General features: G+C 57.3%; 21 protein-coding genes. 9 read left to right on the forward strand and 12 right to left on the reverse strand.

All coding sequences use genetic code 11. The annotated features are described in order from the left end of the window. Nucleotides 1–23 precede the first annotated feature (23 nt). Both RTN40_RS07465 and hemW read left to right on the forward strand, forming a co-directional pair. Nucleotides 24–617, forward strand: a complete 594-nt coding sequence (locus RTN40_RS07465; protein WP_312227912.1) for an XTP/dITP diphosphatase — start codon at nt 24–26, stop codon at nt 615–617. Further along, nucleotides 610–1,746 (forward strand): radical SAM family heme chaperone HemW, encoded by a 1,137-nt coding sequence (gene hemW / locus RTN40_RS07470; protein WP_312227913.1) that lies wholly within the window; start codon nt 610–612, stop codon nt 1,744–1,746. The genes RTN40_RS07465 and hemW overlap by 8 nt, the downstream gene beginning before the upstream one ends. Nucleotides 1,747–1,796: 50 nt before the next feature. On the opposite strand, the gene djlA is transcribed toward hemW, so the two are convergent. Beyond that, on the reverse strand, nt 1,797–2,615 hold the full coding sequence (djlA, locus tag RTN40_RS07475) for a co-chaperone DjlA (protein WP_312227914.1): 819 nt from the start codon (nt 2,613–2,615) through the stop codon (nt 1,797–1,799). 197 nt (nt 2,616–2,812) lie between these two features. On the opposite strand from djlA, the gene lptD reads away from it, so the two are divergent. From lptD to apaH, 6 genes are all read left to right on the forward strand, one after another. Further along, nucleotides 2,813–5,161: an LPS assembly protein LptD gene (lptD, locus tag RTN40_RS07480; RefSeq protein WP_312227915.1), complete on the forward strand. Its 2,349-nt coding sequence runs from the start codon at nt 2,813–2,815 to the stop codon at nt 5,159–5,161. 85 nt (nt 5,162–5,246) lie between these two features. Continuing rightward, on the forward strand, nt 5,247–6,533 hold the full coding sequence (gene surA / locus RTN40_RS07485; protein WP_312227916.1) for a peptidylprolyl isomerase SurA: 1,287 nt from the start codon (nt 5,247–5,249) through the stop codon (nt 6,531–6,533). Then, complete coding sequence (gene pdxA, locus RTN40_RS07490) at nt 6,533–7,519, forward strand: 4-hydroxythreonine-4-phosphate dehydrogenase PdxA (RefSeq protein WP_312227917.1); 987 nt, start codon at nt 6,533–6,535, stop codon at nt 7,517–7,519. Before surA ends, pdxA begins: the two co-directional genes overlap by 1 nt. Beyond that, the gene (gene rsmA / locus RTN40_RS07495) at nt 7,516–8,337 is read left to right on the forward strand and encodes a 16S rRNA (adenine(1518)-N(6)/adenine(1519)-N(6))-dimethyltransferase RsmA (protein WP_312213046.1); all 822 of its coding nucleotides are present in this window, start codon (nt 7,516–7,518) and stop codon (nt 8,335–8,337) included. Before pdxA ends, rsmA begins: the two co-directional genes overlap by 4 nt. A 3-nt stretch (nt 8,338–8,340) precedes the next feature. After that, nucleotides 8,341–8,718: a Co2+/Mg2+ efflux protein ApaG gene (gene apaG / locus RTN40_RS07500; protein ID WP_312227918.1), complete on the forward strand. Its 378-nt coding sequence runs from the start codon at nt 8,341–8,343 to the stop codon at nt 8,716–8,718. Between the two features lie 3 nt (nt 8,719–8,721). Further along, nucleotides 8,722–9,570 carry a bis(5'-nucleosyl)-tetraphosphatase (symmetrical) ApaH gene (apaH, locus tag RTN40_RS07505; RefSeq protein WP_312227919.1) on the forward strand — a complete coding sequence of 283 codons (849 nt, stop codon included), beginning with the start codon at nt 8,722–8,724 and terminating at the stop codon, nt 9,568–9,570. A gap of 39 nt (nt 9,571–9,609) precedes the next feature. Here the strand turns inward: apaH and folA are convergent, their stop codons facing one another. The 9 genes from folA to RTN40_RS07550 form a co-directional block, all read right to left on the reverse strand. Continuing rightward, nucleotides 9,610–10,089 (reverse strand): type 3 dihydrofolate reductase, encoded by a 480-nt coding sequence (folA, locus tag RTN40_RS07510; RefSeq protein WP_312227920.1) that lies wholly within the window; start codon nt 10,087–10,089, stop codon nt 9,610–9,612. 141 nt (nt 10,090–10,230) lie between these two features. Next, complete coding sequence (gene kefC / locus RTN40_RS07515) at nt 10,231–12,093, reverse strand: glutathione-regulated potassium-efflux system protein KefC (RefSeq protein WP_312227921.1); 1,863 nt, start codon at nt 12,091–12,093, stop codon at nt 10,231–10,233. After that, nucleotides 12,086–12,616 carry a glutathione-regulated potassium-efflux system oxidoreductase KefF gene (gene kefF, locus RTN40_RS07520; RefSeq protein WP_312227922.1) on the reverse strand — a complete coding sequence of 177 codons (531 nt, stop codon included), beginning with the start codon at nt 12,614–12,616 and terminating at the stop codon, nt 12,086–12,088. Before kefF ends, kefC begins: the two co-directional genes overlap by 8 nt. Nucleotides 12,617–12,703: 87 nt before the next feature. Further along, complete coding sequence (locus tag RTN40_RS07525) at nt 12,704–12,925, reverse strand: YgdI/YgdR family lipoprotein (RefSeq protein ID WP_312227923.1); 222 nt, start codon at nt 12,923–12,925, stop codon at nt 12,704–12,706. A gap of 193 nt (nt 12,926–13,118) precedes the next feature. After that, nucleotides 13,119–13,352 (reverse strand): YgdI/YgdR family lipoprotein, encoded by a 234-nt coding sequence (locus tag RTN40_RS07530; RefSeq protein ID WP_312213060.1) that lies wholly within the window; start codon nt 13,350–13,352, stop codon nt 13,119–13,121. A 176-nt stretch (nt 13,353–13,528) separates the two neighbouring features. Then, nucleotides 13,529–16,753, reverse strand: a complete 3,225-nt coding sequence (gene carB, locus RTN40_RS07535; protein ID WP_312227924.1) for a carbamoyl-phosphate synthase large subunit — start codon at nt 16,751–16,753, stop codon at nt 13,529–13,531. A gap of 18 nt (nt 16,754–16,771) precedes the next feature. Then, on the reverse strand, nt 16,772–17,920 hold the full coding sequence (gene carA, locus RTN40_RS07540) for a glutamine-hydrolyzing carbamoyl-phosphate synthase small subunit (protein WP_312227925.1): 1,149 nt from the start codon (nt 17,918–17,920) through the stop codon (nt 16,772–16,774). Nucleotides 17,921–18,374: 454 nt separating this feature from the next. Then, nucleotides 18,375–19,196: a 4-hydroxy-tetrahydrodipicolinate reductase gene (gene dapB, locus RTN40_RS07545; protein ID WP_312227926.1), complete on the reverse strand. Its 822-nt coding sequence runs from the start codon at nt 19,194–19,196 to the stop codon at nt 18,375–18,377. Nucleotides 19,197–19,354: 158 nt separating this feature from the next. After that, nucleotides 19,355–19,984 carry an alanyl-tRNA editing protein gene (locus tag RTN40_RS07550; protein WP_312227927.1) on the reverse strand — a complete coding sequence of 210 codons (630 nt, stop codon included), beginning with the start codon at nt 19,982–19,984 and terminating at the stop codon, nt 19,355–19,357. A gap of 92 nt (nt 19,985–20,076) precedes the next feature. Here RTN40_RS07550 and RTN40_RS07555 point away from each other — a divergent pair, with 92 nt between their 5' ends. Further along, a complete protein-coding gene (locus RTN40_RS07555) occupies nt 20,077–20,985 on the forward strand; it encodes a LysR substrate-binding domain-containing protein (RefSeq protein WP_312227928.1) in 909 nt (302 codons plus the stop codon). Between the two features lie 3 nt (nt 20,986–20,988). Here the strand turns inward: RTN40_RS07555 and ispH are convergent, their stop codons facing one another. Both ispH and fkpB read right to left on the reverse strand, forming a co-directional pair. Next, entirely contained in the window at nt 20,989–21,939 is a 951-nt protein-coding gene (gene ispH / locus RTN40_RS07560) for a 4-hydroxy-3-methylbut-2-enyl diphosphate reductase (protein WP_312227929.1), read from the reverse strand. A gap of 1 nt (nt 21,940) precedes the next feature. After that, on the reverse strand, nt 21,941–22,390 hold the full coding sequence (gene fkpB / locus RTN40_RS07565; protein WP_103818483.1) for an FKBP-type peptidyl-prolyl cis-trans isomerase: 450 nt from the start codon (nt 22,388–22,390) through the stop codon (nt 21,941–21,943). Nucleotides 22,391–22,461: the final 71 nt, after the last annotated feature.

Raw genomic sequence — 22,461 nt, forward strand, 5'->3', positions numbered from 1 at the left:
TGTAAATGAATCAGGATTTAACTATGCAAAAAGTAGTTCTTGCTACCGGCAACGCCGGTAAAGTGCGCGAGCTGGCCTCGCTGCTTAACGATTTTGGTCTCGACGTGGTGGCGCAAACCGAGCTGGGCGTCGAGTCTGCCGAGGAAACCGGGCTGACCTTCATCGAGAATGCGATCATCAAAGCGCGCCATGCTGCGCAGGTGACCGGCCTGCCGGCGATTGCCGACGATTCCGGGCTGGCGGTTGATGCCCTCGGCGGCGCGCCAGGGATCTACTCCGCGCGCTTTGCCGGTGTAGATGCCACCGACCAGCAGAACCTTGATAAGCTGCTGGTTGAGCTGCAGGACGTACCCGACAGCGAACGCCAGGCGCAGTTCCACTGCGTGCTGGTCTATATGCGCCATGCTGACGATCCGACCCCGCTGGTGTGCCACGGCAGCTGGCAGGGCACTATCGCCCGTGCGCCTGCGGGCAGCGGCGGCTTTGGCTACGATCCTATCTTCGTTGTGCCGGAGGCAGGCAAAACCGCTGCCGAGCTGACCGCGGACGAGAAGCGCGCCGCTTCCCACCGTGGCCAGGCGCTGAAACTGTTACTGGAAGCCCTGCGTAATGGCTGATTTGCCACCTCTGAGCCTTTACATCCATATCCCCTGGTGCGTGCAGAAGTGTCCTTACTGCGACTTCAACTCGCACGCGCTGAAAGGGGAAGTTCCCCATGACGACTACGTTCAGCATCTGCTGAGCGATCTCGACGCCGATGCGCCCTGGGCACAGGGGCGTGAGGTTAAGACGATCTTCATTGGCGGCGGGACACCGAGCCTGCTCTCTGGCCCGGCGATGCAGACCCTGCTCGACGGCGTGCGGGCGCGCCTCAATCTGGCCGCTGACGCGGAGATCACCATGGAGGCCAACCCCGGCACGGTGGAGGCCGACCGTTTCGTCGACTACCAGCGCGCGGGGGTTAACCGTATCTCTATTGGCGTGCAGAGCTTTAGCGAAACCAAGCTGACGCGGCTGGGACGTATCCACGGCCCCGAAGAGGCGAAACGCGCTGCCCGGCTGGCAACGGGATTAGGGCTGCGCAGCTTTAACCTCGATCTGATGCACGGCCTGCCGGACCAGACCCTGGAAGAGGCGCTGGACGATCTGCGTCAGGCGATTGCCCTGAACCCACCGCATCTCTCCTGGTATCAGTTGACCATTGAGCCGGGCACGCTGTTTGGATCCCGCCCGCCGGTGCTGCCGGATGACGATTCGCTGTGGGAGATTTTCGAGCAGGGCCATCAGCTGCTGACGGCGGCGGGTTACCGCCAGTATGAGACGTCGGCCTATGCGAAGCCGGGCTATCAGTGCCAGCATAACCTGAACTACTGGCGCTTTGGCGACTATCTTGGCATCGGCTGCGGCGCGCACGGCAAGGTGACCTTCCCCGATGGACGCATTTTACGCACCGCCAAAACGCGCCATCCGCGTGGCTATATGCAGGGAACCTATCGCGATCGGCAGCATGAGGTTGAAGCCGCCGACAAGCCGTTTGAGTTCTTTATGAACCGTTTCCGCCTGCTGGAGCCTGCCCCACGGGCTGACTTTACCCGCTACACCGGGCTGGATGAGTCAGCGATCCGTCCGCAGGTCGAGCGTGCTTTAGCACTCAACTATGTGACCGAGTCCGCTGACGCGTGGCAGATAACGGAGCACGGCAAGCTGTTTTTAAACTCGCTGCTGGAGCTGTTTCTCGCTGAATAGCGTGGTCAAGCTCGTGCCAGCATCGGCACGAGCTACACCGACGCGCCAGGCTATTTAAAACCCTTCTGCTCTTTGATTAGCTCGTAAGCTTTCTGAATCTCCTGCGCTTTCTGCTTCGCCATCTCCATCATCTCCGGCGGCAGCCCTTTCGCCACCAGCTTATCCGGATGGTGCTCGCTCATCAGCTTGCGGTAGGCACGCTTGATGGTGGCCGCGTCATCGCCAGGCTTCACGCCCAGCACGTTACAGGCATCTTCCAGAGTTGGTCCGCGTTGGGCCTGCTGCCAGCCGCCGTTGGACTGCTGCTGCCCGTGGAAGCCGCCGCCAAACTGTGCTCCGCCCTGCATCATGCGCAGGAACTGATCGAACTGGACGCGGGAAATCCCTAGCTCCTCGGCGATGACGTACAGCACCGCCCGCTCGTTCGGGTGCAGCGAGCCATCAGCGAACGCGGCCTGGATCTGAATTTCCAGAAACATCCTAATTAGATCGAAGCGGCCAAAGCAGACGCTGCGAAACTGACGCATCTTCTCCCGCAGCGGATAGTTGTCGGTTTTGCCGACGCGAAAGGCCTGCTGGGCAAAGGCGCGTGAATCGCCGTGCAGATTGAGCCGATCCATAAACAGGCTTGCCACCTGAATATCCGCTTCGGTGACGCGCCCCTTGGATTTGGTCAGGTGCCCCATCACCTCAAAGGTGGTGGCAAAAAAGAGCGTCTGCCGCTCGCGCTGGTTGGCAAAAAACGCCATTTTGCGGCTGCGCGCCTTGTCAAACATGTGCCCAATGAGTAAGCCGAGGACCACGCCCCAGAAACCGCCGCCCATCATTAATGCGATGGCGACGCCAATCACTTTTCCCCAATACTGCATATACTCCCCAAATGGTCATGCTGTCGGCTAAGATTTGCATTATCATACCCGTCATTCTATGCCGTGCACAGGCACAGCCTTCTCTACCAGGCTCGAAAGCGGGCAGGATTAACACTAGCGCTGTGAAGGTGAGTAAGTTAGTCTCTGAGCGCTTGCAAGCTGAAAAGCCACTGATGACGGAACAACAAATACAACGTATGAAAAAACGTATTCCCACCCTTCTGGCCACAATGATTGGCACAGCCCTGTACAGTCAGCAGGGGCTGGCAGCCGATCTCGCCTCGCAGTGTCTGCTGGGCGTCCCGAGCTACAACCGTCCTCTGGTAGAGGGCGAACCTAACCAGCTGCCTGTCACCATTAACGCCGATAATGCGAAAGGTGACTATCCTGAAGATGCCGTATTTACCGGCAACGTGGATGTCCAGCAGGGTAACAGCCGCCTGCAGGCAGATGAGATGCAGCTTCACCAGCAGCAGCCGGAGGGTCAGACCGATCCGGTTCGTACCGTCGATGCGCTGGGCAACGTGCACTACGACGATAACCAGGTGATCCTGAAGGGACCAAAAGCCTGGGCTAACCTGAACACCAAAGATACCAACGTCTGGAACGGCGACTATCAGCTGGTAGGTCGTCAGGGACGCGGCACCGCCGATCTCATGAAGCAGCGCGGCGAGAACCGTTACACCATTCTGGATAACGGGACCTTTACCTCCTGTCTGCCAGGGTCGAATACCTGGAGCGTGGTGGGTAGCGAAGTGATCCAGGATCGCGAAGAGCAGGTCGCGGAGATCTGGAACGCGCGCTTTAAACTGGGTCCGGTTCCGGTGTTCTACAGCCCCTATCTGCAGCTGCCGATTGGCGACAAACGCCGCTCCGGCTTCCTGATCCCGAACGCCAGATACAGCTCCAAGAACTACTTTGAGTTTACGCTGCCGTACTACTGGAACATTGCGCCGAACTTCGATGCCACCATTACGCCGCACTATATGGACAAGCGGGGCAGCATTCAGTGGCAGAACGAATTTCGCTACCTGACCCAGGCGGGTATGGGCCTGATGGAGTTTGACTACCTGCCGTCAGATGATGTCTTTAAAGAAGACTATCCCGCTGAGTCTGATAAGCACCGCTGGCTCTTCTACTGGCAGCACGCTGGCGTAATGGATCAGGTATGGCGCTTCAATATCGACTATACCAAGGTCAGCGATCCATACTACTTCAACGACTTTACCTCGACCTACGGATCCAGCACCGACGGCTACGCTACGCAGAAATTCAGCGTCGGCTACGCGCTGGATAACTTCGACGCCACGGTGACGACCAAACAGTTCCAGGTCTTTGACGCCGAGCACAGCAACTCCTACGCCGCTCAGCCGCAGCTGGATGTGAACTACTACCAGAACGACGTCGGTCCGTTTGATACGCATATCTATGGCCAGGCGGTGCATTTCTCCAATACCAACTCGGATCTGCCGGAAGCCACCCGTCTGCATCTGGAGCCGACGATTAACCTGCCGCTCTCTAACCGGTGGGGCAGCGTCAACACCGAAGCCAAGCTGCTGGCAACCCACTACCAGCAGACAAATCTCGAAGATTACAACCTGGCGAACGGCACCGACTATAAAGACTCGGTAAACCGCGTGATGCCGCAGTTTAAGGTGGACGGCAAGCTGATCTTTGAGCGTGATATGAACTGGCTGGCGGGCTATAGCCAGACCCTGGAGCCACGCGCCCAGTATCTCTACGTGCCTTACCGCGACCAGAGCCATATCCAAAACTATGATTCGTCTCTGCTGCAGTTTGACTACGGCGGCCTGTTCCGTGACCGAACCTACGGTGGCCTCGACCGCATCGCATCAGCGAACCAGGTGACGACCGGCGTCACATCGCGCGTATACGATCAGGAATCCATTGAACGTTTTAACATTTCCGTGGGTCAAATCTACTACTTCACCGAGTCCCGTACCGGTGATGACAGGATCCAATGGGAAGAAGACGATCAGACCGGATCGCTGGTCTGGGCGGGCGACACCTACTGGCGCATGAGTGAACGCTGGGGCCTGCGCGGTGGTGTGCAGTACGATACGCGCCTCGACAACGTAGCTAACGGTAATGCGACGCTGGAGTACCGCCGCGACGAGGATCGGGTTCTGCAGCTGAACTACCGCTACGCCAGCGAGGAGTATATTCAGGCGACGCTGCCAAACTACGCTTATGCCCCTCAGACCAAAGACGGTATTTCTCAGGTGGGTGGAGTGGCAAGCTGGCCGATCGTCGATCGCTGGTCTGTGGTCGGAGCCTACTACTTCGACACCAAACAGAACAAAGCCGCCGATCAGATGCTCGGTTTGCAGTACAACTCCTGCTGCTACGCTATCCGCTTCGGCTACGAGCGTAAACTCAACGGCTGGGGACCTGCACCGACAGAGAGCGTCTACGACAACGTCGTCGGCTTTAACATCGAGCTGCGCGGCCTTAGCTCCAACTACGGGCTGGGTACGCAGCAGATGCTGCGTTCGAACATTCTGCCTTATAGTAGCTCTTTGTAATGTAATTGCTTAGTTATGAAGTAGATTGGTTATGAAGTTGATTTGCCACGTAATCCGCATTGCGGTTAATTGAAATGGAAAAAGTATGAAGAACTGGAAAACGCTGCTTCTCGGTATCGCCATGGTGGCGAATACCAGCTTCGCCGCGCCGCAGGTTGTCGATAAAGTCGCTGCCGTCGTTAATAACGGTGTTGTACTGGAAAGTGACGTTGATGGTTTGATGCAATCCGTAAAGCTTAACGCCGGTCAGGCGGGTCAGCAGCTTCCTGACGATGCCACGCTGCGTCATCAGATCCTGGAGCGTCTGATCATGGATCAAATCATTCTGCAGATGGGCACCAAGATGGGTGTCAAAGTCACCGATGAGCAGCTCGATCAGGCTATTGCCAATATCGCCAAGCAGAACAACATGTCGTTGGATCAGATGCGTAGCCGCCTGGCCTATGACGGTATGGACTACAACACCTACCGCAGCCAGATCCGCAAGGAGATGCTGATTTCCGAGGTGCGTAACAACGAGGTGCGCCGCCGCATTACTATTCTGCCGCAGGAAGTAGACTCTCTTGCCCAGCAGGTGGGTAACCAGAACGACGCCAGCACCGAGCTGAATCTGAGCCACATTCTGATCCCGCTGCCGGAAAACCCAACCTCCGATCAGGTTAACGAGGCGGAGAGCCAGGCACGCTCTATCATTGAGCAGGCGCGTGGCGGCGATGACTTTGGCAAACTGGCGATCACCTACTCTGCCGATCCGCAGGCGCTGAAAGGCGGCGAGATGGGCTGGGGACGTATTCAGGAACTGCCTTCTATCTTCGCCCAGCCGCTAAGCACGGCGAAAAAAGGCGACATTATCGGACCGATCCGTTCCGGCGTCGGCTTCCATATTCTGAAGGTGAACGACCTGCGTGGCCAGAGCAAAAGCATCTCCGTGACTGAAGTTCACGCGCGCCATATTCTGCTGAAGCCGTCGCCGATCATGACCGATGACCAGGCCCGCGTGAAGCTGGAGCAGATCGCAGCGGATATTAAGAGCGGTAAGACCAGCTTTGCTGCAGCGGCAAAATCCTTCTCCCAGGATCCCGGCTCGGCTAACCAGGGCGGCGATCTCGGCTGGGCGGCAGCGGATGTTTTCGATCCGGCCTTCCGCGATGCGCTGATGAAGCTGAACAAAGGCCAGATGAGCGCCCCGGTGCACTCCTCCTTTGGCTGGCACCTGATCGAACTGCTGGACACGCGTAACGTGGATAAAACCGACGCCGCGCAGAAGGATCGTGCCTACCGCATGCTGATGAACCGTAAATTCTCTGAAGAGGCGGCCAGCTGGATGCAGGAGCAGCGCGCCAGCGCCTACGTTAAGATCCTGAGCAACTAATGAACGTTCAACGCATCGTTATCACCCCCGGCGAACCCGCCGGGATTGGTCCGGAGCTGGTAGTCCAGCTGGCCCAGCGCGACTGGCCCATGGCGCTGGTAGTTTGTGCCGACCCGCAGTTGTTAACTGACCGGGCGGCACAGCTTGGTCTGCCGCTGACCCTGCTCCCCTACGATGCAGACCAGCCCGCGCAGCCGCAGCGCGCCCGCACCCTGACGGTGCTGCCCGTTACCCTGCGTGCGGCGGTTGTTCCCGGCCAGCTTAGCGTAGCTAACGGTGGTTACGTTGTTGATACCCTTGCCCGCGCCTGTGACGGCTGCCTGAACGGTGAATTTGCTGCCCTGGTCACCGGCCCGGTACACAAAGGGGTGATTAACGATGCCGGCGTACCCTTTACCGGGCACACCGAGTTTTTTGAAGAGCGTTCCGGCACAGCAAAAGTGGTAATGATGCTGGCGACCGAGGCGCTGCGCGTGGCGCTGGCGACGACCCACCTGCCGCTACGGGAGGTGGCGGATGCCATTACCCCGACGCTGCTGCGCGATGTCATCACCATTCTGTATCGCGATCTGCAAAACAAGTTCGGCATTGCCCATCCGCACGTGCTGGTCTGCGGCCTGAACCCGCACGCTGGCGAAGGTGGCCATATGGGCAGCGAAGAGATAGACACTATCATTCCGCTGCTTGAGGAGCTGCGCGCCCAGGGGATGAACCTCAGCGGCCCGCTGCCTGCGGATACGCTTTTCCAGCCAAAATATCTCGATCGCGCCGATGCGGTGCTGGCGATGTATCACGATCAGGGCCTGCCCGTGCTAAAATACCAGGGCTTTGGCCGCGGTGTGAACATTACGCTCGGTTTACCCTTTATTCGCACATCCGTAGACCACGGCACCGCATTAGAACTTGCGGGCCAGGGGAAAGCCGATGTCGGCAGTTTTATTACGGCGCTTAATCTCGCCATCAAAATGATTACTAATACTCAATGAATAGCAGAGTCCATCAGGGGCACCTGGCCCGTAAACGTTTCGGGCAAAACTTCCTTAACGATAAATTTGTCATCGACAGCATTGTATCAGCCATTAATCCGCAAAAAGGCCAGGCCATGGTTGAAATCGGTCCCGGCCTCGCCGCGCTGACCGAGCCGGTAGGCGAGCGCCTGGACGAGCTGACCGTCATCGAGCTGGATCGCGATCTGGCTGCGCGCCTGCAAACGCATCCGTTCCTTGGGCCGAAGCTGACCATCTATCAGCAAGATGCCATGACCATGAACTTTGGTGAGCTATCTCAGACCCTGGGTCAGCCGCTGCGCGTCTTTGGTAACCTGCCCTATAACATCTCTACACCGTTAATGTTCCACCTGTTTAGCTATACTGATGCCATCGCCGATATGCACTTCATGCTGCAAAAAGAGGTGGTGAATCGTCTGGTTGCAGGCCCGAACAGCAAAGCGTATGGCCGTTTAAGCGTAATGGCACAATACTATTGTCAGGTGATCCCGGTGCTGGAAGTTCCGCCGACGGCCTTTACGCCGCCGCCTAAAGTAGACTCTGCGGTGGTGCGCCTGGTACCGCATGCCACTATGCCGCACCCGGTAAAAGAGGTTCGCGTTCTGAGCCGCATTACCACCGAAGCGTTTAACCAACGCCGTAAAACCATTCGTAACAGCCTCGGCAATCTGTTTACGCCGGAGGTGTTAACCTCGTTGGGTATTGATCCGGCGGTGCGGGCAGAAAATATCTCTGTCGCCCAGTACTGCCAGATGGCAAACTACCTGACAGATAACGCGCCGCCGAAGGAGAGTTAAGCCATGATCAATTCGCCCCGGGTATGTGTTCAGGTACAAAGCGTCTATATCGAATCGCAGTCGGCACCCGACGAACAGCGCTATGTTTTCGCCTACACGGTGACCATCCGTAACCTGGGACGCACGCCCGTGCAGCTGCTAGGGCGCTACTGGCTTATCACTAACGGCAATGGCCGTGAAACCGAGGTACAGGGCGAAGGTGTGGTTGGCGTCCAGCCGCACATTGCCCCCGGCGAAGAGTATCAATACACCAGCGGAGCGGTTATCGAAACGCCGCTGGGTACCATGCAGGGCCACTATGAGATGATCGATGCCGAGGGCAAGCCGTTCCGCATCGCCATACCGGTCTTCCGACTTGCCGTTTCAACTCTCATTCATTAATCCATGTCAACATATCTTATTGGCGACGTTCATGGTTGCTACGATGAACTGATCGCATTGTTAAAACAGGTCGCGTTTGATCCTAAAACCGATACCCTCTGGTTAACGGGCGATCTGGTTGCGCGCGGCCCGGCATCGCTGAAGGTGCTGCGCTTTGTTAAGTCCTTAGGGGACAGCGTGCGCATCGTGCTGGGCAACCATGACCTGCACCTGCTGGCGGTGTTTGCCGGCATCAGTAAAAATAAACCGAAGGATCGTATTACGCCGCTGCTGGAAGCACCGGATGCCGATGAGCTGCTGAACTGGCTGCGTCGCCAGCCGCTGCTGCAGGTAGACGAAGAGAAAAAGCTGGTGATGGCGCACGCGGGGATCACTCCCCAGTGGGATCTGCCGACGGCTCAGGCCTGCGCCCGGGATGCTGAAGCGGTGCTCGCCAGCGACTCCTACCCGCTCTTTTTAGATGCGATGTATGGCGACCTGCCCAACAACTGGAGCCAGGATCTAACCGGTCTGGCGCGCCTGCGCTTTATCACCAACGCCTTTACGCGGATGCGCTACTGCTTCCCGAATGGCCAGCTGGACATGTACTGCAAAGATATGCCGGACAACGCCCCTGCCCCGCTGAAGCCATGGTTTGTGATCCCAGGCCCGGTGACCCAGGAGTACAGCGTGGTGTTTGGTCACTGGGCGTCGCTGGAGGGGAAAGGCACACCGGAGGGCGTCTACGCCCTCGATACCGGCTGCTGCTGGGGTGGCGTTCTGACCTGCCTGCGTTGGGAAGATAAAGCCTACTTTACCCAGGCGTCGAGCCGCCATCTGGATCTGGGCGAAGGTGAGGTGGTTGCTTCGTAATGTTCTCCCCGGCGACGCTGCGCTTGCCGGGGATACGCGTTAACGACGCTCGAGGATCTCAAAGCAGTAGCTGTGGGAGTTCTGCGCGTCGGCATCGTGAAACTCGCTAAAGGTGGACTCCCAGTCGTCCGGCTCGTAGTCCGGGAAGTGAGTATCTCCTTCCACTTCCGCATCGATATGCGTCAGATAGAGGCGCTGGGCCTGCGGCAAAAACTGCTCGTAAATACGCCCACCACCGATCACCATAATCTCTTCCGCATCGCCACAGGCGGCAATTGCATCCTCAATAGAGCTAACCCACTGGACACGGTCGTCACTGCCCGGCTGGCTGCTGATGACAATGTTTTTACGACCCGGCAGCGGACGTCCGATGGACTCCCAGGTCAGGCGGCCCATCACCACCGGTTTGTTTAACGTATTGCGTTTAAACCAGGCGAGATCGGCAGGCAAATTCCACGGCATGGCGTTTTCCATACCAATTACGCGATCGATCGCTAACGCCGCAATCAGACTGATCATTGTATATATCCCGGAGCTAAAAATTGTCGCCACTATACGGAAAGCGCTGACGCTCGTCGACTGGCGGCAAGGTAAAGGGAACGAAAATTTTTCATTCTGCTGGCAGGCCCGCAGTTGCCTCCGGGCCGCCAGCGTAGATGATTAAACCGTCGGCTTCGCCTGCGGCTCGTCGCTGGCATCGCCGGAGTGTTTACCCTCCTCCGTACCCTGCCAGCCGTGCCGCTGGGTATGAGAGAGGTGCGCCCGATCCTCGGTGATGATCTCCGTCAGCATCGCGCTGGTGCGTTTGAATACCGCGGCTCGCGCCTGGGTATCGTCCTCACCCTGAACCATCTCCTCTATCATGTCTGAATTATAGCGGCGAAATAGATCGGCGCGCTCCCGAGCCTCATACTCTCCCAGCCCAAGGCTCTCCAGCGCCAGGCGGCCGGTACGCAGTGCGCCTTCAAAGGTTTCACGCTCTGGACGCTCTACGCCCGCCTGGCGCAGACGAATAAAGTGATCGACGTCGCGGGCGCGAGCAACGATCTGCAGATGCGGGAAGTGCTCTTTGACCAGCTCGGTAAGCTGCAGGTTGGCCTTGGGATCGTCAATGGCGTTGATCAGCACCTCGGCCTTGCCCGCCCCGGCGGACTCCAGCAGATCTACGCGAGTCGCATCGCCGTAGAAGACCTTCATACCAAACTTGCGCAGGGTCTCAATATGGTCGGGATCGTGATCGAGTACGACCATTTTCACCCCGCTGGAGAGCAGCAGACGCCCGGCAATCTGTCCGAAACGTCCGAAGCCCGCAATAATGACCCGCGGCTGCTCTTCGTCAATTTCATCCGCCTCACGCTGCTGGCCCGTGGTCTTGCTATCAAGACGGGTGAGCAACACCAGTAGCAGCGGCGTTGCTGCCATTGAGAGCGCCACCGCCAGGGTGAGCGCTTTAGCCCACTCGGGATCGAGCACGTTGGCGCTCTGCGCCGTGCCAAACACCACGAAGGCAAATTCGCTCCCCTGCCCCAGCAGGACCGCGAACCAGCGCCGCTGTTTGCCAGGCACCTTTAACGGTCGGGCTATCAGCCACAGCACCAGGGTTTTAATCACCAGGAAGCCCACCAGCAGGATGATAATGCGTAGCGGGTGCGTCACCAGAGTACCAAAGTCGATAGACATACCGACGCCGATAAAGAACAGCCCCAGCAGCAGGCCTTTAAACGGCTCGATATCGCTCTCCAGCGCATGGCGGTATTCGGAGCTGGCCAGCAGCACTCCGGCCAGGAAGGCCCCCATCGCCATCGACAGCCCGGCCTCTTCCAGCAACAGCCCGAAGCCAAAGACCAGGAATAGCGCGACGGCGCTGAACACTTCCCGCAGGCCAGTGCGAGCGACAAAGCGCAGCGCCGGGCGCGCAACGTAGCGGCCAATCAGCACCACGATAGCCAGCGCGGCGACCACCTTCAGCGCCGAAAGGGTAAAGGCACCCAGGGTAGTGGCCCCGCCACTGGCTGCCAGCAGGGGGATCATCGCCACCAGCGGAATGGCGGCGATATCCTGGAACAGCAGAACGGCAAAGGCGCTGCGTCCCATCTGCGAGACCATCAGGTTACGCTCGTTCATCGCCTGCATGGCGATCGCCGTCGAGGAGAGTCCCAGCGTCAGGCCGATCAGCACCGCGACCTGCCAGCGCAGACCCAGCGCCATACAGAACGCACCCAGCAGCAGGCCACAGACCAGCATTTGCAATGCGCCGCCGCCAAACACCGAGGCGCGTAGCTTCCACAGCCGCTGGGGATCCAGCTCAAGACCGATGACAAACAGCATCAGCACCACGCCGATCTCAGCGAAGTGCAGGATCGACTCGGCGTCGGTGACCAGCCGCAGCCCCCACGGACCAATAATGCAGCCCGCAATCAGATAGCCGAGCACCGAGCCGAGGCCGAGGCGCACCGCAATCGGCACGATCAGCGCCGCCGATCCCAGGTAGATCAGCGCCTGTATCAGGGTATGGCTATCCATGATTCACCTCCTGCCACGCCATCAACCGCTGTTTATAGTGACGCGCCTTGGCATTCAAGGTTTCATCATCGTTGACGAACGTGTTGTGCATAGAGAAAGGGGCCAGCCACTTCATGCCGCAGTAGATTGCCGTGGCCTGTAGGGGCTGCGCCAGGGCTTCAAAGCCTGGGTGCGATCCAATATCGAAGTGATGCTCGCCGCCGCCGGTGGTCACGGCCCACAGCAGATGCTTGCCGTGCAGGGCCGTACCGCCCTCACCGTAGGCCCAGCCGTGGGTCAGGACTTTATCCATCCATAGCTTGAGCAGCGGCGGGACGCTATACCACTGGAGAGGATGCTGCCAGACCACCAGCTCAGCGCGTGATACGGCCTCCTGTTCGGCGGCGATATCGATATTGAAGTCGGGATAGAGTTGGTAAAGCGAGCGGATCTCGACGCCGTCCAGCGTTCCTGCCTGTTCAAGCATCCGCTTATTCGCGTGCGAATGCCGCGGATAGGGATGGGCATAAATAATCAGAATCATTCATTAACCTGTCTAAACTGCACTGTTGTAATGGCAGTGAGTTTAGACAGTTAATGGATGCGCTTACAGAAGAAAGATCCGCTTTGCTTACTCTTTTTCTATCAGCTGGGAGACATCGGACGTTTTGATCTGACGGCTATAGCCCTGCTGGTCAACGTAGCGGGTCATGCCGGTATCTTTATCAATTTCCGGCTTGCCCTGGGTGACAATCATCTCACCGCTTTTGGTCGACATGATGTAGTCGCTGGAGCAGCCCACCAGCGACAGCGATACGGCACCCAGTAACAGAACAGCAGCAATCCTCTTCATAACACTCTCCTAAAATCGTAGAGATGAGAGTGTAGCGAAGCGATATATTATTTAGTATCGCAAAAATATATTAAAATGCTAACGGCGAAGCGATTAGAAATATATTCATCTGAGTTATTATTCATGCAGCAATAATAAAAAAGCCCGGCAGTGTTACACTACCGGGCGTTGGGCGACAAGCTTAAGAATAAAATTAGTTATCGAGTTCGCTCATATTTTTCAGCTGGTCGCGATTGATCTGCTCTGTTTGACCCGTTGCGGCATTTTTATACGACACCATGCCGGTGTCATCATCGACCTGCGGCTTTCCATCAGTAACGATAGTTTTGCCATCGGTCGTTTTCACGGCCTGATTAGAGGAGCAACCTGCTACGGTAAACAACGTTGCTGCGGCTAAAACAGATGCCATAAGAGTGCGCTTTTGCATGGTGTTCTCCCTGCTTTTCAGTGATTTTCAGTGGTCTTCCTGATTAAAGGTAGACTATTTGTCTGATGTTTCAGGAGAATACAGAACACTCTTATACGCCAGGCAATAACACAATGCCGTAACTGCTTAAAATGAAAAAACCCGCCGGAGCGGGTTTTGGCAACATAGCAGGACGCTTATTTAGCGATCTGGGCGTGCATCTCCTGTACGGAGGTGACTTTCTCGGTAGCATCTGCATTCAGCGCCATCGCCGTGGCGAAGCCGCCGTTCAGCGTGGTGTCGTAGTGCACTTTGTACTGCAGGGCGCTGCGGCGGATCAGTTTGGAGTCCTCAATCGCCTGACGGCCTGCGGTAGTGTTGATGATGTAGGTGTACTCGCCATTCTTGATACGATCCTGAATGTGCGGACGACCTTCATGCACCTTGTTCACCAGACGCGGGTTGATACCGGCCTCGCCCAGCACAATTGCCGTGCCGTGGGTGGCATCCAGCTCAAAGCCGAACTTCAGCAGCTTGGCGGCCAGGTCTACTACGCGCTCTTTATCACCTTCGCGTACGGAGAGCAGCGCCCGGCCCTGTTTCTTCATGGTCGAGTTACTGCCCAGCTGCGCCTTGGCAAACGCCTCGGCAAAGGTGCGGCCTACGCCCATGACCTCACCGGTAGAGCGCATCTCTGGCCCTAACAGCGGATCCACGCCAGGGAACTTGTTGAACGGCAACACGACCTCTTTCACCGAGTAGTACGGCGGGATAATCTCTTTAGTCACGCCCTGCTCGGCCAGAGTTTTACCTGCCATTACCCGCGCTGCCACCTTCGCCAGCGGCACGCCGGTGGCTTTGGAGACGAACGGTACGGTACGCGCCGCGCGTGGGTTGACCTCAATCAGGTAAACTTCGTTGTCTTTCACCGCGAACTGCACGTTCATCAGGCCGCGCACCTGCAGCTCGAAGGCCAGCTTTTGCACCTGCTGGCGCATCACGTCCTGGATCTCCTGGCTCAGGGTGTAAGCCGGCAGTGAACAGGCCGAGTCACCTGAGTGCACGCCCGCCTGCTCAATGTGCTCCATAATGCCGCCAATCAGCACCATTTCGCCGTCGCAGATAGCGTCAACGTCTACCTCTACCGCGTCGTCAAGGAAGCGATCCAGCAGCACCGGTGCGTCGTTGGAGACGCTGACCGCCGTCATAAAGTAGCGACGCAGGTCGATCTCGTCGTAGACGATCTCCATTGCCCGACCGCCCAGCACGTAAGAGGGGCGCACCACCAGCGGGTAGCCAATCTCTTTCGCCTTCTCTACCGCCTGCTCGATAGCGGTCACGGTGGCGTTCGCCGGCTGCTTCAGCTTCAGACGATCTACCGCCTGCTGGAAACGCTCGCGGTCTTCAGCGCGGTCGATGGCATCCGGGCTGGTACCGATAACCGGCACGCCAGCGGCTTCCAGGGTACGAGCCAGCTTCAGCGGGGTCTGGCCGCCGTACTGCACGATAACGCCCTTCGGCTTCTCGATGCGGACGATTTCCAGTACGTCTTCCAACGTTACCGGCTCGAAGTAGAGGCGGTCAGAGGTATCGTAGTCAGTGGAGACGGTCTCCGGGTTACAGTTGACCATGATGGTCTCGTAGCCATCTTCACGCAGCGCCAGCGAGGCGTGTACGCAGCAGTAGTCAAACTCGATGCCCTGGCCGATACGGTTTGGACCGCCACCCAGCACCATGATTTTGTCACGATCCTGAGTCGGGTTAGCCTCACACTCCTCCTCGTAGGTGGAGTACATGTAGGCAGTATCGGTGGAGAACTCTGCCGCACAGGTGTCCACGCGCTTGTAGACTGGGTGCAGGTCGTACTGGTCGCGCAGCTTGCGCACTTCGGATTCACGTACGCCCGCCAGCTTAGCCAGACGCGCATCGGCGAAACCTTTACGCTTCAGCTGGCGCAGGAAATTAGCGTCGAGGCCGTTGATGCCCACTTCCGCCACCTTCTCTTCCAGGCGCACCAGCTCTTCAATCTGTACCAGGAACCAGCGGTCGATGTTAGTCAGGTTAAAGACGCCATCAACCGACAGGCCCGCACGGAACGCATCCGCGATATACCAGATACGCTCTGCGCCCGCGTCTTTCAGCTCACGGCGGATTTTGGTCAGCGCTTCCGGATCGTCCAGGCTCACCTTCGGGTCAAAACCGGTCGCGCCCACTTCCAGGCCGCGCAGCGCTTTCTGCAGCGACTCCTGCTGGGTGCGGCCAATCGCCATTACTTCACCTACGGATTTCATCTGGGTGGTCAGACGGTCGTTGGCACCGACGAACTTCTCGAAGTTGAAGCGTGGAATTTTGGTGACCACATAGTCAATGGATGGCTCAAACGACGCCGGGGTACGGCCACCGGTGATGTCGTTCATCAGCTCGTCGAGGGTATAGCCCACCGCCAGCTTGGCCGCGACTTTCGCAATCGGGAAGCCGGTTGCCTTCGACGCCAGCGCCGAGGAGCGAGAGACGCGCGGGTTCATCTCGATAACGATCAGGCGACCGTTCTTCGGGTTCACCGAGAACTGGACGTTCGAGCCGCCGGTTTCGACGCCGATTTCACGCAGTACCGCCATCGAGGCGTTACGCATGATCTGATACTCTTTGTCGGTCAGGGTCTGCGCCGGAGCGACGGTGATGGAGTCACCGGTATGGATACCCATGGCGTCAAAGTTCTCGATAGAGCAGACGATGATGCAGTTGTCGTTCTTATCGCGCACCACCTCCATCTCGTACTCTTTCCAGCCGATCAGCGACTCATCAATCAGCAGCTCGTTGGTTGGGGAGAGATCCAGACCGCGGGCGCAGATCTCTTCAAACTCTTCGCGGTTGTAAGCGATGCCGCCGCCGGTGCCGCCCATGGTGAATGAGGGGCGAATAATGCACGGATAACCGACGTCAGCGGCAACCGCCAGGGCCTCTTCCATGTTATGCGCAATGCCGGAACGAGCGGTGTCGAGACCAATTTTCTTCATGGCGACGTCGAAACGGCGGCGATCTTCCGCTTTATCAATCGCGTCGGCGGTGGCACCGATCATGGTCACGCCAAACTCTTCCAGAACGCCCTGGCGCTCCAGCTCCAGCGCGCAGTTCAGCGCGGTCTGGCCGCCCATGGTAGGCAGCACCGCATCCGGGCGCTCTTTTTCGATGATTTTGCGCACCACTTCCCAGTGGATAGGCTCAATGTAGGTGGCGTCTGCCATCTCCGGGTCGGTCATGATGGTTGCCGGGTTAGAGTTAACCAGGATGACGCGGTAACCCTCTTCACGCAGGGCTTTACAGGCCTGAGCACCGGAGTAGTCAAATTCGCAGGCCTGGCCGATGACGATCGGGCCAGCGCCAAGGATCAGGATGCTTTTAATGTCTGTACGTTTTGGCATGGTCTTCTCGGCTCCTGATTATTTAGCAGACTTACGGTATTGCTCGATAAGTTCGATAAAGTGATCGAACAGCGGCGCGGCATCATGCGGGCCTGGGCTGGCCTCCGGGTGACCCTGGAAGCTGAACGCTGGCTTGTCGGTACGATGAATACCCTGCAGGGTACCGTCGAACAGCGACGTGTGCGTGACGCGCAGGTTAGCTGGCATGGTCGCCTCATCCACCGCGAAGCCGTGGTTTTGCGCGGTAATCATCACCGTGTTGTTATCAATATCTTTAACCGGATGGTTGCCACCGTGGTGGCCGAACTTCATCTTCACGGTTTTCGCGCCGCTCGCCAGGGCCAGCAGCTGATGGCCGAGGCAGATACCAAACACCGGTATGTCGGTCGCCAGGAAGGCCTGGATAGCATCAATGGCGTAATCGCAGGGGGCCGGGTCACCGGGACCGTTGGAGAGGAAAATGCCGTCCGGGTTCATCTTCAGGACCTCTTCCGCCGGGGTCTTGGCTGGGACAACCGTCAGGCGGCAGCCTCTGTCCACCAGCATTCGCAGGATGTTGCGCTTCGCACCGTAGTCGTAAGCCACCACGTGGAAAGGCAGCTCCTCTTCTTTCTTCGCTTCCGGCAGCTCACCGGCCAGCGTCCAGCTCCCCTGAGTCCAGCTGTAGGATTCCGCGGTGCTCACCTCTTTCGCCAGATCCATGCCGTTCAGGCCCGGGAACGCTTTCGCTTTCTCCAGCGCCAGGGCGGCATCCGGACTGTCGCCCGCGATGATGCAGCCGTTCTGTGCGCCCTTCTCGCGCAGCAGGCGGGTCAGCTTACGGGTATCGATATCGGCAATGGCCACGATGTTATGGCGTTTCAGGTAAGAAGAGAGGTCTTCAGTATTGCGGTAGTTGCTGGCAATCAGCGGCAGGTCGCGAATAATCAGGCCTTGAGCATGAACCTGGGACGCTTCTTCATCGGCTTCGTTAGTGCCGACATTACCAATATGGGGATAAGTAAGAGTGACGATTTGGCGGGAATAGGAGGGATCAGTAAGGATTTCTTGATAACCGGTCATTGAAGTATTGAAAACGACTTCCCCAACCGCCGAACCTGTTGCCCCTATGGCCCGACCGTGAAACTGGGTTCCGTCTTCCAGAACCAATAGCGCTGACTTAATCAAAACACCCTCCAGAGAATATTCACTCACTTTATTTGCATATTAATTCATATTGAAGCGACAAATCAATGCAAATCTGCTTACCGGTGTATTTTTGGCAAACGGCGGCATTCTAGAGACAAGCCTGGTAAAAGTCTACATTCAAACGTACTTTTTCTTAGTTTTTTGCCAACCTGAGGAGTAAGCGGCACTTTAAGATGCAAAAAAGCCAGCTAAATTGCAGAGGAAAACGCTTGCGCACGATTGTGAATTACTCTTTTTTATACGAGGCGGTAAAAACAGCGTCTGACGCGGGAAATGTGCCATTTTTAAACAAAACAGGCAGTAAAAGATTAACTTATGGCAGACTTAAGTAGAAAAAAAGAGATAAAGGATAAAATAAAGGGGCAATAAAATATTGCCCCTTGCAATCAAAGCATTGCGATCACAATAACCACATCACGATGGGTAATAAATATCACAAACTGTTAAGTTCCAGCACATCACGCATGTCAAAAAGACCACTCTTTTGCGACTCAAGCCATAAAGCGGCCCGAACGGCACCGTTTGCAAAGGTCATGCGGCTGGAGGCCTTATGGGTGATCTCAATTCGCTCGCCAACGTCAGCAAACATAGCGGTATGCTCACCCACAATGTCGCCCGCGCGGACGGTGGCAAAACCGATGGTGCCCGGCTCACGCTCGCCGGTGTGGCCTTCGCGGCTGTAGACGGCACAGCTCTTCAGATCCTTATCCAGCGCATGAGCAATAGCTTCACCCATTGCCAGCGCAGTTCCTGACGGGGCATCAACCTTATGACGGTGATGCGCCTCAATAATTTCAATGTCGGTGTAGTCACCCATGACCTTCGCCGCCTTCTCCAGCAGCTTAAGCATAACGTTGACCCCAACGCTAAAGTTAGCGGCAAAAACGATACCGATGCTCTGTGCCGCGTCGCTGATGGCCTGCTTGCCCGCGTCGTCGAAGCCGGTAGTGCCGATGACCATACCCTTGCCATGCTGACGACAGAAAGCCAGATGGGTCAGGGTGCCTTCCGGACGGGTAAAATCGATAAATACATCGAAGTCGTCTTTTACCGCCTCAAGGCTGCTCTGTACCGTCACCCCTGCTTTGCCAGCACCCGCCAGCTCTCCGGCATCGCTGCCCAGCAGGGAAGATCCCTCCCGCTCCAGCGCCGCGCCCAGCGCTACGCCATCCATGTTTAGCGCCGCCTGGATCAGCTGGCGGCCCATGCGCCCACCAGCGCCCGCGATAGCAACGCGAATTTGTGCTTCGTGCATAGTTGTGCTCTTTTGTTAATGAAATGCTATAAATCGCTTCCAGATTAACCAGCCCGCTACCGGGCCGCCAGCCGAAAACGTCGATAATAAGAATTTAATGATAAACGCCGAAAAGTATCAGCAAAAGACATGATTGCTGCCTGAGCGGCAGCAACGTGCTATGGCAGGAGATAACCGATGGTCAGCTGGCCTTTTTTCTGTTTTATGCTGCTAATCACCAGCTTACCGATATTTTGCAGGCTCGAAACGTGCGTGCCCCCACACTCATAGGCAGGAAGATAGCCAAAGCTTACCCTACGCCGACCCTTTTCAAATTCTACATGACGGGGCAGCCCGGCAGCTATCCATGTTTCGATGCTCGCTGTTAGCCTGTCGCTGTCCGGCACCTCTGCCCCCTCGCCCGCAATAAAGGTCACTTTACCCTCGTCCGGCCAGTGGTGCGCTTTTATCGGCTGCCAGCCGTGCTGCTCTGCTGCATAGCCAATCAGATGGCCTGCGCTATGCCAGCGCGAGTGCAAGGCTCGCGTTTCCGCATCGACTTCCAGCATCGCTTCACCTGTTGCAAGCGGTTCAGGCAGAATGTGTATTACGTTCTCGCCGCGCTGAATAATACTCTCAACGGCTACGCCATTAATGGATCCTCTGTCAGCGGGCTGCCCTCCCCCCTGCGGATGAAATAGCGTCTTATCCAGCACGATGGCATAGCGGCCCTCCGCCTCTTCAGTGCAGCTAAGCACCTGGACGACGCTCTGGGTGGCATCGCTGGTGTAATAAAGACGTTCAGTCATGGTTGTTCTCCTCTGTCTGAGCACAGTATATTCATAATCTTCAGGGCGATAATTCCCTTTTCAATCACTGCACTTTTGCTTAACAGGCACAGATGAATCCACTTCTGCTTCCCGACCTCGCTACCTTTGCTGTTATTGTTGAACAGGGTAGCTTCTCTGCTGCGGCGCGCTCCGGTGGCGTAACGCCCTCTGCCATCAGCCGCTGCGTCTCGCGCCTTGAGCAGGAGATGGGCTGTAAGCTGCTGCACCGCACCACCCGCAGGCTGGCCCTGACAGAGACAGGCAGAGCCGTCTACGAGCATGCCCAGGAGATGCTGGAGGCAGCCCGGCAGGCGTTAGACTCCGGCGGCAGCCTGCAAACCGTTGCCCAGGGCAAACTTACTTTAAGCGTCCCAAAAGCCGTTGGGCGCTTTGTTATTCACCCGCTAATGCCTGAGTTTCTTGTCCGCTATCCGCAGATCGACGTTGCTCTGCGCCTGGAGGATCGCTATGTCGATTTAATTAACGACGGCGTCGATCTGGCGCTGCGCATCACCGACTCTCCTTCGCCGGGGCTATATGGCAAAGCGCTGATGCCGGTAACCCACGTTATCTGCGCGACGCCTGAGTATTTACGCAAGCATGGCATGCCCACGCACCCGCAGGATCTGCGTCGTCACAGCTGTATCTCTCTGGGCGAAACGCCCGCTGACGCACGCTGGAAGTTTCGCCTGCGGGAAAAGACAGAGACCGTGCAGACGCGGGGACGCTATGCGGCGAACCATACCGGCGTACGTCTCGATGCGGTCAAGCTCCATATTGGCATTGGCAGCCTGCCGCTGTTTACCGCCCGCGAGGCGCTGGAAAGGGGAGAGATTGTGCAGGTGCTGCCGGAGTGGGAGTTTATCAGCACCTACTCCGGGGAGCTGTGGCTGCTGTGGACACGTAATAAACATATGCCCGCGAAAATGCGGGCAATGATTAACTATCTCACCGAAAAGATGCCCACCGGCATTGTTTGAGGGTTACTCGACTTCGCGTACGTCCACGCGTAGCTCTTTCGGTACCTCAAAAACGATATTCTCTTCACGGCCTTCAAGAGGGATCGCTTCTCCGCCACCCAGGGTTTGCAGGCGGGCAATAACGTTCTGCACCAGAATATCCGGCGCGGAGGCACCGGCGGTGACACCGACGCAGGCCACGTTTGCTACCCATGCTTCCTGGATATCGGACGCGTCGTCGATAAGAAACGCGGCTTTCCCCATCCGCTGGGCAAGCTCTGCCAGCCGATTGGAGTTAGAGGAGTTCTTCGAACCGACCACCAGTACCACGTCGGCCTGTTCGGCCAGCGCACGCACCGCTTCCTGACGGTTGGTGGTGGCGTAGCAGATATCATCCTTACGCGGCCCGACGATTTTTGGAAAACGGCTACGCAGGGCATCAATGACGTCTGAGGTATCATCAACCGACAGGGTCGTCTGAGTCATAAACGACAGTCGGGTGTCGTCTTTGACGTTGAGCGTCAGCACATCTTCCGGGGACTCCACCAGGTACATGCCCCCTTTCGGGTTGCTGTACTGGCCCATGGTGCCTTCCACTTCCGGGTGACCGGCGTGGCCGATGAGAATCGACTCTTCGCCGCGGCGGCTGGCGCGCGCCACCTCCATATGCACCTTGGTTACCAGCGGGCAGGTAGCGTCAAATACCGTCAGATCGCGGCTTTTGGCTTCGTTACGTACCGCCTGGGAGACACCGTGGGCAGAGAAGATCAGAATAGCGCCGTCCGGCACTTCGCTGATTTGCTCAATAAAGATGGCGCCACGCTCGCGCAGGCTATCGACAACGTAGCGGTTATGCACCACTTCATGACGCACGTAAATTGGTGCGCCGTAGATTGCCAGCGCGTTCTCAACAATGCTGATAGCGCGGTCTACCCCGGCGCAGAAGCCGCGCGGGTTGGCCAACAGGATCTGCATCTTATGCCTCCAGTGCCGGATCGACTTCCAGCACTTCAATATCAAAATGAACGGTTCGGTCGGCCAGCGGATGGTTGAAGTCAACGGTGATCGAATCGCCGTTGATTTCGCGGATCACACCTGGCATTTCGCTGCCATCCATTGCGGTAAACAGCATGATTGCGCCCGTTTCCGGCTCGCCCGCATCCATAAATTCACGCCGCGAAAAGTACTGGATCAGATCCGGGCTGCTGATGCCAAAAGCAGCGTCCGGCTCCAGCGAAAAGGCACGCTTATCGCCCGCTTTTAGCCCCAGCAGATGCTGCTCCAGCCCTTCCGACAGCGAGCCGTCACCGAGACGAAACAGCGCCGGTTTACCGTTGTTACGCGTAGATTCGGCAACGGAGCCATCATCAAGCTTCAGCGTGAAATGCACCAGCACCGCGCTGTTGCTCTGTACAGAGTTAGACATGCAGATATAGCCTTTCAATGTGTTTGCCCGGTGGCGCTATGCTTACCGGGCCTACAGGTTTTGCGCTGCGG

The organism is Pseudescherichia sp., from assembly GCF_031987975.1.
In the GTDB taxonomy this organism is placed as follows: Bacteria; Pseudomonadota; Gammaproteobacteria; order Enterobacterales; family Enterobacteriaceae; genus Pseudescherichia.